We start from the raw sequence: 14,253 nt of genomic DNA, 5'->3' as shown, positions 1-14,253 counted from the left end.
GATAAGCACTGGCTGGTGATTACAAAATATGCTGTAGGTGCTAAAACGTCAATTTAATCCGCAACTTAAACCGGGACGAGGAGGTTATGTGTTGGACGAGGCGGCTATAACCACTAACGTCAATCCGGATACAATCATCGCCGCTGGGAGCCTGACAGCGATAGCCATGGCATTATCCTTTCAGATCAATGATGCGATATACTGCAGAAATTAAGCGGAATATTGCCCTGATGAGGGCCTTCGGTTGCATGAAGGGCAAGCTCCGTCCGGGCGCGGAAGAGCTGTTTTTATCAAAGGGGCTTTTACATGCTGTTAATTTATTCATGACCCTTGAAAATCGAGGCCTGCTATGGGTTTAAAAGGCTTAACCAAAAACAGTTAAATTGATGGAGGTCCTGCCAGCGCTCGATGATCTCAGCCATGTTATGAGGATGGGGCGTCTTTTGACACCAGCAAAAACCGGACATATTACGTGTTTCAAGTGCGGACACATCATATGTTGCATATTCGGACATTCTTTTTTTATTGCTGGCAGTTATTGCTAAATCCTTAGCTCAATAGGAGCGGCGTCGTCCTGGGCCTGCAGAATTCCCGGACCTTGAGAAGGATTCGCGATATTGATTTAGTATAATGTATTAAAATACATACTTTATTGCAATTAATTAGCGTTAATACATCATTAATAAGGCATTAAATACGAATTCTCTTTTGAATTTCCCATAATTCGTGATATAAATCGTAGAAACCATTTAGTGAGCGATATATGACGACTAGAATTGATTACAGGCTTGCTTCCAGCGAAGCCATTGAGGATGAACTCAGCGAAAGGGTTGAAGATTACCGCCTGAGGCTGAACATCACCCAAAGTCGTCTGGCGCAAGAAGCCGGGGTCTCTCGCAACACGATCTCCCGCCTTGCAAAGGGGGGGAAGGGAGTGTCGCTTGATAGCTTCATCCGTATCCTGAAGGCGTTGCGCCTTGCCCATAATTTGGAATTGCTCATACCTGCCCCCCAGATAAGCCCGCTGGAAGAATTAAAAAGGGCTAGCCAGCCATCACGGCAACGGGCACGCGGCAGAAAACAGGACCAGAAAAAGTGGACCTGGGAGGATAACGAGCAGAAGGGTGAAGATGCTTCATGACCACTGCGAGCGTTGAGTTATGGGGCAAACGGATCGGTGCTGTGACTTGGGTGGCTGAGCGCGGGATCGGTGTTTTTCAGTACACTCCGGAGTTTGTATCAAGTGGGATTGAAGTTTCTCCCTTGCAAATGAAGCTGCGGGAAAACCCATATGAATTTCAAGAACTGAGCAGAGAGACATTCAAAGGACTGCCAGGCATGCTGGCTGACAGTCTGCCGGACAAATTCGGCAATGCCGTGTTCGACGCCTGGCTGGCAGAACAAGAGCGGAGCGCTGCAAGTTTTAATCCTGTTGAACGGCTTTGTTATACCGGGACACGCGGCATGGGTGCGCTGGAATACAAACCCGCATTTTCAGCCCCGCCGAGAAAAGCGCAAAAAGTAGATATAAAAAAACTCGTCGATTTATCGAATCGGATTTTGAGCAAGCGCGGCAATCTCACCGGGAGCTTAACCGGCGAGGATGATGAAGTGGACATCGAAGAAATATTGCTTGTCGGCACATCCGCCGGTGGCGCAAGGGCGAAGGCGGTCCTTGCATGGAATGAGAAGACCGGTGAATTTCGGTCCGGTCAGATCGTGGCGGGTAAGGGTTTTACTCACTGGCTGGTGAAATTCGACGGCGTGGACAAAAACAAGGACAAGGAACTTGCTGATCCAAAAGGATTTGGACGCATTGAATACGCCTATCATCTGATGGCCGAAAAAGCCGGTATCATCATGATGCCGTGTCGTTTGCATGAAGAAGGCGGGCGTGCACATTTCATGACCAAACGCTTTGATCGCACTGACGCAGGGGACAAGCTTCACTATCAATCTTTATGCGCCTTAGAGCATTATGATTTCAACATGGCGGGCGCCTATTCCTATGAACAGGCGATCCAGACTATTAAAACTCTGGAACTTCCTATTGAGGATGTCGAGCAACAGATGCGCCGTACACTGTTCAATATCTTTGCACGCAATCAGGATGATCACGTCAAGAATTTCGGGTTTGTCATGGACAAGGATGGAGAATGGCGTCTGTCACCTGCCTTTGACGTGTCCTATAGTTACAACCCGAATGGCTCATGGACATCGCAGCATCAAATGAGTCTGGGCGGCAAACGCGATGGGTTTGAAATTAGCGATTTTGTTGCGTTCGGAAAAATCGCAGGGTTGAAAGAACTTAAAGTGAAAGCGATCATCGACGAAATCATTGAGGCGACAAAGCATTGGGGCGAATTTGCAGCGCAGGCAAAAGTATTTGATGAGGATGTTACCAAAATCCAGCGTACATTTCGTACCGATCAACTAAGTTGATTTACAGTTTTTTTTTCTCGGATTTTCCAGAACCAGACCAGCCGGATGCCTTGCTTGCCAGAGCTGGATTTTAAGGACTTAACCGAAAAAGGTTGAATTGATGGAGACGCAGCCCGGGACTCGTTGATATCTGCAATGTTATGCGGAAGGGGCGCCTTTTGACGCCCTGCTAAAACCGGACATATTACTTGTTGTAGAATCGGACATATTACATGTTGCCCCCAACTGCTGGGAATTTCCTGGTGGGAATTACCTTGACTGATCCCGGGAAAGTATTATATGGTTCATAAATAAGCCGTTACTTGCCTAATGAACTCTATATAGAACAAATATTGAATAAACAGGGGGAAATGACATGGCCAAAACCGCAACGCGCCCCTATTCCCGCTATTCCGGGGAGGCGATCCGGCTTCTGGCCGGGCAGATCAGGGCGGCACGCCTTGAGCGGGGAGTCACGGCACAGGATCTCTCGGAACGCGCCGGCATTTCCCGCGGGCTGCTGCGCAGGATCGAGAATGGGGATCCGGGGTGCGGCATCGGTGTTGTTTTCGAGGTCGCCACCCTGCTCGGCGTCACGCTGTTCCGGCCGTCTCACAGCGACCTTCGCCTGATGAATAAGATGCTTGATGAAAAACTGACGCTCCTGCCAAGCCGTATCAGGCCGCGTGCGGCGGCTCTTGATGATGACTTCTAAACCCGACTATAGCGAGATTTACGTGTGGATCTGGTTGCCGGGTGCAACCGAGCCCGTTGTGGCGGGGAAACTAGTCAAGGGTCCTGATATCGAATTTAATTATGGGCAAAGCTATCTTGCGCGCAAGGACGCCATTCCCATCTTCGATGAGGAATTGCCCCTCATCCCGGGTCCCCAATCGAGAACATGGGGGGAGGACGCTCTGCCGGGCTGCATCAGGGATGCGTCCCCCGATGCCTGGGGGCGGCGCGTCATTTTGAACAGGTTCCTCGGCAGTAAAGGCAGGGACGCCGACCCCGCCGATCTCGATGAGTTTACCTAGCTGATGGAATCCGGATCCGACCGGATCGGCGGGCTGGATTTTCAACTCTCGCCGGTGCAATACACCCCCCGGCGGGCGGGGCGGGTGGAACTGGATGAGTTGCTTGGTGCGGCGGCGCTTATAGAGAAAGGGCTGCCCTTGCCGGCTGATCTGGCCGCGGTGATACATTACGGAACAGCCATTGGCGGCGCCCGCCCCAAAGCCCTGATTGACGGCGACGGGGTTAAATCCATCGCTAAATTTTCCTTGAGCACGGACCAGTATAATGTAATTGGGGCCGAGTTTGCCGCCATGCGCCTTGCGGGGATCTGCGGGTTGAATGTGGCTCGCGTGAAGATTGCGAAAGCATCGGGAAAGGATGTGCTGCTCATCGAGCGCTTTGACCGCAGGGTCGGGGATGCCGCCGGGGATGAGGGCTGGACGCGCCGGCTGCTGCTGTCGGCACTGACGCTGCTCCAACTTGATGAAATGACGGCCCGCTATGCCAGCTATGAAGACCTTGCGGATATCATCCGCCGCCGTTTCACTGAACCCAAAGCCACATTGCATGAGCTTTTCGGGCGTATCGTCTTTAATATCCTATGCGGCAATACCGACGACCATGCCCGCAACCATGCGGCCTTCTGGGATGGCCAGAAGCTGACCCGCACCCCGGCCTATGACATCTGCCCGCAAATGCGCCTGGGCGGGGAGGCGTCACAAGCCATGCTGATTGACGGCAGTGACCGCAGGAGTCGCCTTGCGAGCTGTGTTGCCGTTGCCAAAAACTTCATGCTGGGCGAGGCGGAGGCGCGCGAGGTTATCGACGGGCAGCTGGCGGCAATCCGCGAGAACCGGGATACTGTCTTTGATGAGGCGGGACTCGCGCCGGTCGACCGGGACCTGCTTAATCAGCATGTCTTTCTGAGTGATTATGCCTTTGAGGGCTATGGGGATCAGGGCAGTCCCTGACGCCCGGCAGGAGTGAAGGCAGGAGTGAAGGCAGGAGTGAGGGCAGGAGTTTGGACGTATCTTCTTCAGGCGCAAGTTCGGCACTGAAATTGGTAAAAACCGCCGCCGCCATCCATTTCTTCAAGGCGGACTTCCACGTCAGTAGGGCACGTCAGTAGGGCACGTCAGTAGGGCACGTCAGTAGGGCATGGGATGGGCCTTGTGGGTGCGGATGATATCTTCCAGGACCTGCGGCTCAAGCCTTACATCGCATCCGTTAAGAATATGTTTGAGCTGATCAAGGCTTGTGGCGCCAAAGATAACGGATGTCGTGAAAGGACGCTGAAGGCAAAAAGCCAGAGCCATATGCACAAGATCGATCCCGTGCCCGGCGGCAATCTTCTGATAAGCATCAATCGTAGTCCAGACACGTTCATTGATTCGCCCGCCAAGAGTAGAGTTGATGGACATGCGCGATCCCGGAGGGATGGCGCCATTGCTGTATTTACCGGTCAATAGACCGGCGGCCAGCGGAGAGAACGCCAGCAGCCCGACCTTCTCATGATGGCTCATCTCGGCCATGTCGGTATCATAGAGACGGCAGAGGAGACTGTATTCATTCTGCACAGACTGCATCAGCGGCAAATTCATCCGCCGGGCGATATCAAGCCAGCGGATCGTCCCCCACGCGCTTTCATTTGAAAGTCCGATCGCCCTGATCTTCCCGGCGCGGACATGCGCATCGAGCGCCGTCAGGACTTCGGCCATATGGTCTTCAGTCGCAGCGGTGTCCTGCCCGGAGGGATCATAATTCCAGTTTTTGCGGAACATGTAAGAGCCGCGGTTGGGCCAGTGCAGCTGATAGAGATCGATGTAATCTGTTTGCAATGAGGTGAGGGAGACTTCAAGGGCCGCGTTGATCGTCGCTTTTGAGATCGGCGCACCATCGCGGACATTTTTATTTCCTTCACCCGAAACCTTGGTGGCGAGGATGATCTCGTCCCGGCGGCCTGATGCCTTGATCCATGAGCCTGTGATGCGTTCGGTATCGCCCTGTGTTTCCTTGCTGAGCGGCGTTGTGGGGTACAACTCCGCCGTGTCGATGAAATTTATCCCGTGGTCGAGCGCCATATCGATCTGGGCATGGCCTTCGGCTTCGGTGTTCTGTGATCCCCACGTCATACTGCCAAGACAGAAAGCCGAGACCATGATCCCGGATGTGCCAAGTTCGCGTTGTTCCATTTTTAACTCCTTTAAGTAACCGCAAACAATCAGTGATTGCATAGTTGCGGGTGATAAGTTTTCCCCGGGATCTAAGTCAGCTTCCGCATGCGTTCAAATCCTGCCTTGAGATCATCAAGCAGCTCGTCAGGGTCTTCAAGACCGGCATAGAGGCGGATGACCCTTGCGTCGGTTTTTTTGATGATGCCGCGTTTGAAATGGGCTTCCATGATCAGGCTTTCATGTCCCCCCCATGATGCACCGATACCGAACAGGGAGAGGTTATCGGCCATGGCATCGACCGCCGCATCGGAAATGGCCGGGTCAAGATAAATGCTAAACAGACCGCAGGCCCCGCTGAAATCCCGCTTCCAGAGATTGTGCTGGGGGTGACTTTCAAGACCCGGGTGCCGCATTTCAAGAACTTCCGGCTGCTCTTCAAGCCAGCGTGCCAGATGATAGCCGTTGTTCTCTGATTGTTTCAGCCGCAGCAAAGCCGTCCGCATGCCGCGCAGGGCGAGGTAGAGATCATCAGGTCCGACGGTAAGCCCCATCGCCACCGTATATCTGCGGATGAGTTGCGCGACATCGCCTGACGATGCGACAAAGCCGATGTTCACATCGGAATGTCCGCTGATATATTTGGTGCCGGCCTCAATGATGATATCGACCCCGTGCCCGGCCGCATCAAAGTAAAACGGTGTGCCCCAGGTGTTGTCACAGGCAACAAGGCAGCCCCGGTCATGGGCGGTGCCGATAAGGGCTTTTGTGTCCTGCATCTCGAAGGTCAGGCTGCCCGGTGTTTCTATATAGACAAGGGAGGTGTGCTCATTGATCAGGGCATCAAGGCCTTTGGCATCGATCAGCGGGTCATAGAATCGTGCCTCAACGCCGCTGCGCGGGAGCACGTATTCAATAAAGCGTCGCCCGGAGCCGTAGATCGTGTCAGGGAAAAGGACGTTGTCCTGGGTTTTTACCGCTGCCAGCACACCGCATGCGATGGCACAGAGCCCCGATGGCACGGCAACGGTATCGCTCGTGCCATAGAGTCCGGCAACGGCGCCCTCCAGCGCTTCCGATGTTGGCGTGCCGATGCGCCCGTAGTCATAGCGGTGGGTTTTCTTTCTGTGCTCCGCCATGGATGACCTTAATATGGTCGAGGCATGATAGACGGGGGGATTGGGAATACCGTGATTGCCGCCCGGATTCATGCCGTCATGGACTGAGCGTGTCCGTTTCGATTTTTGCGTCATTTGCGCCCCTTTCGCCCCTTTTCGTTGTCCGGCCCCGTTTTAAGACCGGTTTCAGCCCGTATTCAGCCCGTATTCAGCCCCGGTTTTAAGCCCGTATTCAGCCCAGTTTCAGTCCCGATTTAAGCCCCGTTATCTACTCGGTTTTCAGCCCCTGTTTTCAGCCATTCAGGTCGATTTTAAGCAATTTTCCGTATTTCCGGATTACTTCAGAATATTTCCGGAATATCCGTATTTCCAGATTATTAGTGACATTTGGTTTCCATGTGCTTAAATAAAGCAGAAACAAGGGAATTCATATCCTTGATAACAATTCAAATGAGGAAGATACAATGAAAAAACTCGCATATGCACTCGCTGGGCTAGCCAGCATAGTATTCGCAACCAACGCCATGGCCATGGAAACTCTTGGACAAGTCAAGGACAGGGGTCATGTACAATGTGGCGTCTCCCAGGGTCTTCCGGGATTCTCCAATGCGGATGATTCAGGTAACTGGACCGGTCTTGATGTTGATCTTTGCCGCGCTGTTGCCGCCGCTGTATTCGGTGATTCCGAGAAGGTTGAGTTCAGCCCGCTTTCGGCCAAGCAGCGCTTCACGGCACTGAGCTCGGGTGAAATTGACATCCTGTCACGTAACACCACCTGGACCATGACCCGTGATACCCAGCTGGGCCTGAATTTCGCCGGCGTCAACTACTATGACGGTCAGGGCATGATGGTTCCCAAGAGCCTTGGGGCCACGTCGGGTCTTGAACTGGATGGGGCAAACATCTGCACCAATACCGGGACCACGACCGAGCTGAACATCACGGACTACTTCCGTGCCAACAACATGAGCTTCAATCTTGTTGCCTTTGAAAAAGCCGATGAGGTTGTTTCGGCCTATGATGCCGGGCGCTGTGATGTTTACACCACTGACCGTTCCGGTCTGGCTGCCCAGCGCGGTAAGCTGACCAACCCGGATGACCATGTTGTTCTGCCGGAAGTTATTTCCAAAGAGCCGCTTGGTCCTGTCGTTCGTCAGGGTGATGACAACTGGTTCAACATTGTTCGCTGGTCACTCAATGCCACGATCAATGCCGAAGAGCTGGGTGTTGATTCCGGTAATGTTGATCAGATGAGGAACGACGACAATCCTTCGCTCAAGCGTCTGCTGGGCACCGAAGGCAACTTCGGTGAAGAAATCGGCATCAGCAATGACTGGGCCTATAACATCATCAAGCAGGTTGGCAACTACGGTGAGTCCTACGAGAAGCATGTCGGCGAAAACACGCCGCTTAAGCTTGCCCGTGGGGTTAACAAACTGTGGAAAGATGGCGGCATCCTGTATGCTGCGCCAATCCGCTAAGCCACTACTTCTGCATACCGCCCGGCCCATTTCGGGCGGTATGCTTTTTGATTACTGCTTGAGAAAATATAATGGCATCCGAGAAGTCCATATTTCTCTCCGTTTTGAATGACACCCGTTCGCGCAGTCTGATTATCCAGTTTCTTTTGCTTGCCGGGATTGTCCTTGGTTTCTCGTGGATCGTTGAAAACACGATCACCAATCTTGCCGCACAGAATAAATCGGTCGGCTTCGGCTTTCTCAGTCAAACGGCAGGTTTCAACATCCAGACGACACTCGGCACCTGGATGTTTGATTACGAAGTCGGCAGGTCAACTTACCTTGATGTGTATTACATCGGTATCGTGAATACCTTTGTTGTGGCATTTTTCGGCGTGCTCGCCGCCACGGTCATCGGGTTTGCCTTCGGCATCATGCGGCTCTCCCATAACTTTGTCATCCGCAGTTTTGCCACGGTCTATGTTGAGGTTCTCCGTAACATTCCCCTGCTTCTGCAGATGTTCTTCTGGTATTTCGCCGTGTTGAGCGCACTGCCGGACAAGCGGGGCAAGATTGAGATCATCCCCGATATCATCGGGATCAACATCACCGGGTTATATATCCCGTCCGCCCATCCCCAAGACGGGTTCATGGCCACCGTGATCGCGCTCATCGTTGCTGCGGTGCTGACCTTCTTCATCAACCGCTGGGCGAGATTGCGCCAGCAGGCAACCGGGCAGATCTTTCCCGCATTCTGGGTTGGCGCGGGGCTGCTGGTTGGGCTGCCCCTCATTGTCTTTCTGGTCACCGGCCGCCCGCTCACCTGGGTGATCCCGGAGTTCCTTGAAACCGGGCCGATCCTCAGGCGCGGCTATCAGGACGGCGGCATCCTTGTGATCCCTGAGATGATGGCCATCTGGCTTGCGCTTTCGCTCTACACGGCCGCGTTCATCGCTGAGATTGTCCGCGCGGGGATCCAGGCGGTCAACAAAGGGCAGACCGAAGCCTCATCGGCGCTGGGGCTGAGGCGCGGGCCGATCCTCCGGCTGGTGATCATCCCGCAGGCGATGCGGATCATCATTCCGCCCCTGACCTCGCAATATCTCAATTTAACGAAAAACTCATCCCTTGCCGTCGCCATCGCATACCCGGAGCTTGTTTCCATTTTTGCAGGAACCGCGCTTAACCAGGTGGGCAAGGAGATCGAGATGATATTCATGATGATGAGCGTATACCTGACATTCTCGATTGCGACGGCTATGTTCATGAACTGGTTCAATGCCCGCGCGAAACTGGTGGAGCGGTAAGACATGGCACAGTCACAGTCACAGGCACAGTCACAGGCACAGTCACAGGCACAGTCAGGGAAATCAGCCTATAAGGGGTATGTCCGCACCAAGGATGCGCGAGTTTTGGCGGCGCCGCCGTCGGAGGCCGGACTCTCGGGGTGGCTGTATCACAATATCTTTGAATCGATGAGTAATTTCTCATCCCCCGCAGCAGCCATCGGCTCTCTTCTGATGGCTGTCTTTACCGTTCTCATCGCCTGGTTTGGCATTTCCATCACCTGGTCCCTTGTTGATTTTGCCTTCATATCGGCTGTCTGGAGTGATCCGGACGGTCTTAAGCGCGAGGCCTGTTGGACTGTGGATCAGGGCGGCCAGCTGCCTTCGGGATGGCATGGGGCCTGCTGGCCGTTTGTTGCGGCGAAGATGAAATTCGTCATGTACGGGGCTTATGATAACGATCAGCTTTGGCGTGTGAACGTGACAGGGATTATCGGCATTATCGCTTTGGGGTGGACGATGATTGAGACACTGCCGTATCGCCGCCTTGCCGGCATTTTCCTGCTGACGGCTTACCCTGTCCTTGCGACATTCCTTTTGACGGGCGGCAATTTCGATATCAGCTATGAAGACCTGGTGACTGTTATTGTTGTCGGCCTCGCCCTGATCACGGCAGGGCGTCTTTCGGACAGGGGTTTTCTCGGTGCGTTCCTTGCACAGATATCAGCATTGTTTGGAGTCTCCGGCTGGTTGCTTATTGCCTATGCCGTTGTGGCCGGCTTGCTGGGCGCGGATGCCGGCCTCAGACACATCCCGACCAATGATTGGGGCGGATTGCTGGTGACGCTCGTTGTGGCGGTTACCGGAATTGTGGCCGCGCTTCCTTTGGGTATCGTTCTTGCACTGGGGCGGCGCTCGCAGATGCCGATTGCACGGATCCTCTCAACGATCTTTATCGAATTCTGGCGCGGTGTGCCGCTGATCACGGTGCTGTTCATGGCATCGGTCATGCTGCCGCTGTTCCTGCCGGAAGGGGTCAATTTCGACAACCTGCTGCGGGCACTTGTCGGGGTGATGCTGTTTTCGGCGGCCTATATGGCCGAGGTTGTCCGGGGCGGGTTGCAGGCGATTGACAGCGGGCAGTTTGAAGGCGCTGATGCGGTCGGGCTCAGCTACTGGCAATCCATGCGTCTCATTATCCTCCCGCAAGCCCTTACACATGTGATCCCGGGGATCGTGAATACGTTCATCGGTCTTTTCAAAGACACGACGCTTGTCAGCATCATCGGGCTGTTTGATCTCCTGGGAGCCATGCAGGCCGCCATTAACGATGTGGCATGGGCATCGCCCGTGCAGGCTCATACGGGGTATCTCTTCATTGCCGCCCTTTTCTTCGTCTTCTGCTTCGGGATGTCACGATATTCAATTTACACGGAAAACAAACTCAGCCGCGATCGCAAGCACTGATCGCTCAGGGAGAAACTCATGGCAAAAGCACCTCGTTCAAAAAAGAAAGCCGCCTCGGCAAAGAAGAATGCCGGATCCGGTATGAAAGTCAGCGATGAAGTCGTTGTTTCAATGAAGTCCGTGAATAAATGGTTCAGCCAGTTCCATGTGCTTCGTGATATCAACCTTCAGGTCAATAAGGGTGAGCGGATTGTTGTCTGCGGGCCGTCAGGTTCGGGTAAGTCAACGCTGATCCGCTGCCTGAACAGACTTGAATCCCACCAGAAAGGGGAGATCATTGTCCACGGCACTGAGCTGAACAGCGATTTGAAGAACATCGAATACATCCGCCGGGAAGTCGGGATGGTGTTCCAGCATTTCAACCTCTTCCCGCATCTGACGATCATGGAGAACTGTACGCTGGCGCCGATATGGGTGCGGAAAATGCCCAAGAAGGATGCCGAGGAAGTTGCCATGCATTTCCTTGAGACGGTCAAGATCCCCGAGCAGGCGCATAAATATCCGGGCCAGCTTTCGGGCGGCCAGCAGCAGCGTGTGGCTATCGCCCGCGCGCTCTGCATGAAGCCGCAGCTGATGCTGTTTGATGAGCCCACATCGGCACTTGATCCTGAGATGATCAAGGAAGTGCTGGATACCATGGTTACCCTGGCTGAAGGCGGCATGACCATGATCTGTGTCACCCATGAGATGGGTTTCGCCCGCAAAGTTGCCAATCGCGTGATCTTTATGGACGAGGGGCAGAGTGTTGAGGAAAACAAACCCGAGCCCTTTTTCAGTAAGCCGAAAAACAAGCGCACGAAACTGTTCCTCAGCCAGATTCTGAATCACTGATCGGATTATGAATCACTGATCAGCATGCGCGTGAAGAAATTCAAAGACGCGGAATCAATCAAATTGAAGGACTGAATAAACTCAGCCGGGCTGCGGTCGGTTGTTTTATTCTTGGCATGATACCAGTCTTCACCCAGGCAATATTACCGATACCGGTAAGAATCTGAATTTTAAGTCACATGGAGGCAACAATGGGTAAAATTGATATTGATGAGCGTCTGAACTGGAAACGTCAGTATCCAGGAAGCTCATGGTTGGGAAAAGGGCCTATTCGGATGACCAAAACCGGTTCTTCATCCGCAAAGAAAGCTTCTTCAAGGAAATCAGGATCCAAAGAGGAGATGAATAAAGCAAATGAAAATGTTGTTGAACTAGACCCATCAGGCCCAACAACGGGTCAAAGTGGCGGAAATGGTGGCGTCGATTTAAATGCACGTGTTGCGGTTTTGGAAGCAGAAATAAAACATCTTGCTACAAAAGCATCGGTATTAGGCGGAGTGTTGGGCGGAATGGGAGTTGCCGCTTTTATTGCCGCTATCATAGTAAAGTGGCTGTAATAACCGCTAATATATTTTCTGAATCGACCGTTGGAGTAATATTGTGCAATTAAAAGATACTGACTTAGTTTTTGCTTAAAAGAACCGTTCCCCCTGCGCTAGCGCTAGGTACTCCAGAGGGAGCCCATGAGGAGGAACGGCAATGCATAAACATTATATGTGGGTATCGGCTACAAAAGCAAATGTAAAAAGTGGACTGATGGATCAGGGCATGCCATAGTAATAAACCATTGTATTATAATTTAGATTCGGATTTGAAAATGAGCACACCAGTTAGCGATATATCAAACGTAACAAATATTGTGATTTCCTTTCCAGATTGGGTCTATTTTGTATTGGCTAGTGGTATAATTGTAATCGCTTTCGTAACGGGCGTGAAGGAAGCAAAATTTTCTGAATTTTATGAAAAGATAAAGTGTTTCTGATCAAGCGCGTGAAGGACTTTAAGGCATATATGATGAATAAAAGTCATGATACACAGTCTCACATAAGATTAAGGGCAGAGCCTATTGCTCCAGCTCTTGGTGCCGGAATATTGTCGGCGAATTTGCTGGAAAGTTTGGGGACTCTGGGAATAGTTCTGTCGGCAGGAATCGCTGCTTCTATGTACATAATGGCCAACAATGATTTAATCTCAAAACAAGATAGCGAATCATAAATCAGTGTTTCACTAGAACCGATTACACTAAACTTACCCCTGCGGTCATTATCTTACTTTTCAGGCGCACTTTCAATGAAACATGTCTGGAATGATGATGCAGAAAACAGGGAAGAATGAGAATTTTACAATATAATTACCAGTTATGACCATTTTCATGGTAATATAGGCACGTTCAAATCGTGAAGGGTAATAGGGTGAATATTACTGATCGAATAAAATATGAGGATCAATTGAAAAGGAGGCAGGATACCATGTTCGGCCTCCGGAATGCGCAATTCTCAAACCGGAGCGAGGCCAATAAAATCCTCTCTGCCTTGGGCGTGGCCGGAATTGGATTTAATCTGACAATTCTGGGTAAACCCGAGCTCTGGGGTATGTATTGGGTTTGGGTATTGACCTCGGCAGCATTTGCAATATCGGTTTATTGTTGCTTTTTGATCTACTTCGCCACGGCATCGGTTCAAGAAATCATGTTAAAAAATCTTGATCTAGCGTGCAAAGAAGAAGATGATGAGGATTACGAAGAAAATTCAGAAGAGGAATATCAGCATGCGCGTGAAGTAATTGAAAGACGCGGAATCAAGCAAATTGGAAGACTTAATAAACTCAGTCGAGCTGCGGTCGTTTTGTTTATTCTTGGCATGATACTAGTCTTCTCCCAGACAATATTACCGATTCCGGCAAGAATCTGATTTATTCACCACATGGAGACAAAAATGGAAAAAAAAGGAATTGATGTTGATGAGCTTCTGAACTGGAAACGTCAGTATCCGGGAAGTTCATATTTGGGAAAGGGTCCTTTGCGGATGCCTAAAGCCGGTTCTTCATCCGCGAAGAAAGCTTCTTCACGGAAAAAAGGATCCAAAAAAAAATAGAGTTTTGACTGTTTCGTGCGGATAGCAGTCACCCGCTGACCAATGCTTGCAATATGCCGTTCTGGTGGGGGCGGTTGTTGATAGTTTCTCGTTAATTCATCCATTTGGATATATTCCGCCGGAGCAATGTCCGTTTGCAGCAGGGTGATGGACCAAAGATCGTCGGCAGGGCAGTATTAGAGCCACTTAACTCAATTATACTTTAAATATTACGAATCTAGATTTAAATTACTCCATAACTGGAGAAAATGATGCCCCAGATACCGCAAAATCCAAGTTCTATGTATGAAGTTGAACCTCCCGTCGACCTTTCAGACTTGCAAGTGCGAGAGCGGCTCAGTTTTGATGCTCTGCGCGCGTTTTTTAGAATAATTGAGTTTTGGAAAATT

Annotated in this window: 14 protein-coding genes; 11 read left to right on the top strand and 3 right to left on the bottom strand. The window is 51.6% G+C overall.

Features of this window, described 5'->3' with window-relative positions:
- Window positions 1–763: 763 nt before the first annotated feature.
- From V6Z81_09640 to V6Z81_09620, 5 genes are all read left to right on the top strand, one after another.
- A complete protein-coding gene (locus V6Z81_09640; protein ID MEG9862726.1) occupies window positions 764–1,141 on the top strand; it encodes a helix-turn-helix transcriptional regulator in 378 nt (125 codons plus the stop codon).
- Window positions 1,138–2,442 carry a type II toxin-antitoxin system HipA family toxin gene (locus tag V6Z81_09635; GenBank protein MEG9862725.1) on the top strand — a complete coding sequence of 435 codons (1,305 nt, stop codon included), beginning with the start codon at window positions 1,138–1,140 and terminating at the stop codon, window positions 2,440–2,442. Before V6Z81_09640 ends, V6Z81_09635 begins: the two co-directional genes overlap by 4 nt.
- A 355-nt stretch (window positions 2,443–2,797) precedes the next feature.
- Window positions 2,798–3,136 carry a helix-turn-helix transcriptional regulator gene (locus V6Z81_09630; GenBank protein MEG9862724.1) on the top strand — a complete coding sequence of 113 codons (339 nt, stop codon included), beginning with the start codon at window positions 2,798–2,800 and terminating at the stop codon, window positions 3,134–3,136.
- Window positions 3,123–3,458 (top strand): hypothetical protein, encoded by a 336-nt coding sequence (locus V6Z81_09625; protein ID MEG9862723.1) that lies wholly within the window; start codon window positions 3,123–3,125, stop codon window positions 3,456–3,458. Before V6Z81_09630 ends, V6Z81_09625 begins: the two co-directional genes overlap by 14 nt.
- Before the next feature lie 3 nt (window positions 3,459–3,461).
- A complete protein-coding gene (locus V6Z81_09620; protein MEG9862722.1) occupies window positions 3,462–4,409 on the top strand; it encodes a HipA domain-containing protein in 948 nt (315 codons plus the stop codon).
- Window positions 4,410–4,586: 177 nt separating this feature from the next.
- Here V6Z81_09620 and V6Z81_09615 read toward each other — a convergent pair whose 3' ends face one another.
- A complete protein-coding gene (locus tag V6Z81_09615; GenBank protein ID MEG9862721.1) occupies window positions 4,587–5,630 on the bottom strand; it encodes an aldo/keto reductase in 1,044 nt (347 codons plus the stop codon).
- A gap of 71 nt (window positions 5,631–5,701) precedes the next feature.
- The gene (metC, locus tag V6Z81_09610) at window positions 5,702–6,862 is read right to left on the bottom strand and encodes a cystathionine beta-lyase (GenBank protein MEG9862720.1); all 1,161 of its coding nucleotides are present in this window, start codon (window positions 6,860–6,862) and stop codon (window positions 5,702–5,704) included.
- Between the two features lie 329 nt (window positions 6,863–7,191).
- Here metC and V6Z81_09605 point away from each other — a divergent pair, with 329 nt between their 5' ends.
- The 6 genes from V6Z81_09605 (at window position 7,192) to V6Z81_09580 (ending at window position 13,681) form a co-directional block, all read left to right on the top strand.
- Window positions 7,192–8,208: an amino acid ABC transporter substrate-binding protein gene (locus tag V6Z81_09605; protein ID MEG9862719.1), complete on the top strand. Its 1,017-nt coding sequence runs from the start codon at window positions 7,192–7,194 to the stop codon at window positions 8,206–8,208.
- Between the two features lie 71 nt (window positions 8,209–8,279).
- Window positions 8,280–9,494, top strand: a complete 1,215-nt coding sequence (locus V6Z81_09600; protein MEG9862718.1) for an ABC transporter permease subunit — start codon at window positions 8,280–8,282, stop codon at window positions 9,492–9,494.
- 3 nt (window positions 9,495–9,497) lie between these two features.
- Window positions 9,498–10,940: an amino acid ABC transporter permease gene (locus V6Z81_09595; GenBank protein MEG9862717.1), complete on the top strand. Its 1,443-nt coding sequence runs from the start codon at window positions 9,498–9,500 to the stop codon at window positions 10,938–10,940.
- 18 nt (window positions 10,941–10,958) lie between these two features.
- Window positions 10,959–11,771, top strand: a complete 813-nt coding sequence (locus V6Z81_09590; protein ID MEG9862716.1) for an amino acid ABC transporter ATP-binding protein — start codon at window positions 10,959–10,961, stop codon at window positions 11,769–11,771.
- A gap of 191 nt (window positions 11,772–11,962) precedes the next feature.
- The gene (locus V6Z81_09585; GenBank protein ID MEG9862715.1) at window positions 11,963–12,328 is read left to right on the top strand and encodes a hypothetical protein; all 366 of its coding nucleotides are present in this window, start codon (window positions 11,963–11,965) and stop codon (window positions 12,326–12,328) included.
- 855 nt (window positions 12,329–13,183) lie between these two features.
- On the top strand, window positions 13,184–13,681 hold the full coding sequence (locus tag V6Z81_09580) for a hypothetical protein (protein ID MEG9862714.1): 498 nt from the start codon (window positions 13,184–13,186) through the stop codon (window positions 13,679–13,681).
- 71 nt (window positions 13,682–13,752) lie between these two features.
- On the opposite strand, the gene V6Z81_09575 is transcribed toward V6Z81_09580, so the two are convergent.
- Window positions 13,753–13,968, bottom strand: coding sequence for a hypothetical protein (locus V6Z81_09575; protein ID MEG9862713.1), 216 nt, complete (start codon window positions 13,966–13,968; stop codon window positions 13,753–13,755).
- Window positions 13,969–14,253 lie beyond the last annotated feature (285 nt).

Source organism: Parvularculales bacterium (assembly GCA_036881865.1).
Classification (GTDB): domain Bacteria; phylum Pseudomonadota; class Alphaproteobacteria; order JAPOUT01; family JBAJNM01; genus JBAJNM01.
Note: the sequence above shows the minus strand (reverse complement) of the source record. Positions and strands in the feature narration are given on the sequence as shown.

Excerpts from the sequence above, each read along its gene's own strand:
- V6Z81_09620 (MEG9862722.1), top strand. The coding sequence starts at position 3,462 with ATGGAATCCGGATCCGACCGGATCGGCGGGCTGGATTTTCAACTCTCG.
- V6Z81_09640 (MEG9862726.1), top strand. The coding sequence starts at position 764 with ATGACGACTAGAATTGATTACAGGCTTGCTTCCAGCGAAGCCATTGAG.
- V6Z81_09585 (MEG9862715.1), top strand. The coding sequence starts at position 11,963 with ATGGGTAAAATTGATATTGATGAGCGTCTGAACTGGAAACGTCAGTAT.
- V6Z81_09625 (MEG9862723.1), top strand. The coding sequence starts at position 3,123 with ATGATGACTTCTAAACCCGACTATAGCGAGATTTACGTGTGGATCTGG.
- V6Z81_09595 (MEG9862717.1), top strand. The coding sequence starts at position 9,498 with ATGGCACAGTCACAGTCACAGGCACAGTCACAGGCACAGTCACAGGCA.
- V6Z81_09615 (MEG9862721.1), bottom strand. The coding sequence starts at position 5,630 with ATGGAACAACGCGAACTTGGCACATCCGGGATCATGGTCTCGGCTTTC.
- metC (MEG9862720.1), bottom strand. The coding sequence starts at position 6,862 with ATGACGCAAAAATCGAAACGGACACGCTCAGTCCATGACGGCATGAAT.
- V6Z81_09630 (MEG9862724.1), top strand. The coding sequence starts at position 2,798 with ATGGCCAAAACCGCAACGCGCCCCTATTCCCGCTATTCCGGGGAGGCG.
- V6Z81_09590 (MEG9862716.1), top strand. The coding sequence starts at position 10,959 with ATGGCAAAAGCACCTCGTTCAAAAAAGAAAGCCGCCTCGGCAAAGAAG.
- V6Z81_09575 (MEG9862713.1), bottom strand. The coding sequence starts at position 13,968 with ATGGATGAATTAACGAGAAACTATCAACAACCGCCCCCACCAGAACGG.
- V6Z81_09600 (MEG9862718.1), top strand. The coding sequence starts at position 8,280 with ATGGCATCCGAGAAGTCCATATTTCTCTCCGTTTTGAATGACACCCGT.
- V6Z81_09605 (MEG9862719.1), top strand. The coding sequence starts at position 7,192 with ATGAAAAAACTCGCATATGCACTCGCTGGGCTAGCCAGCATAGTATTC.
- V6Z81_09635 (MEG9862725.1), top strand. The coding sequence starts at position 1,138 with ATGACCACTGCGAGCGTTGAGTTATGGGGCAAACGGATCGGTGCTGTG.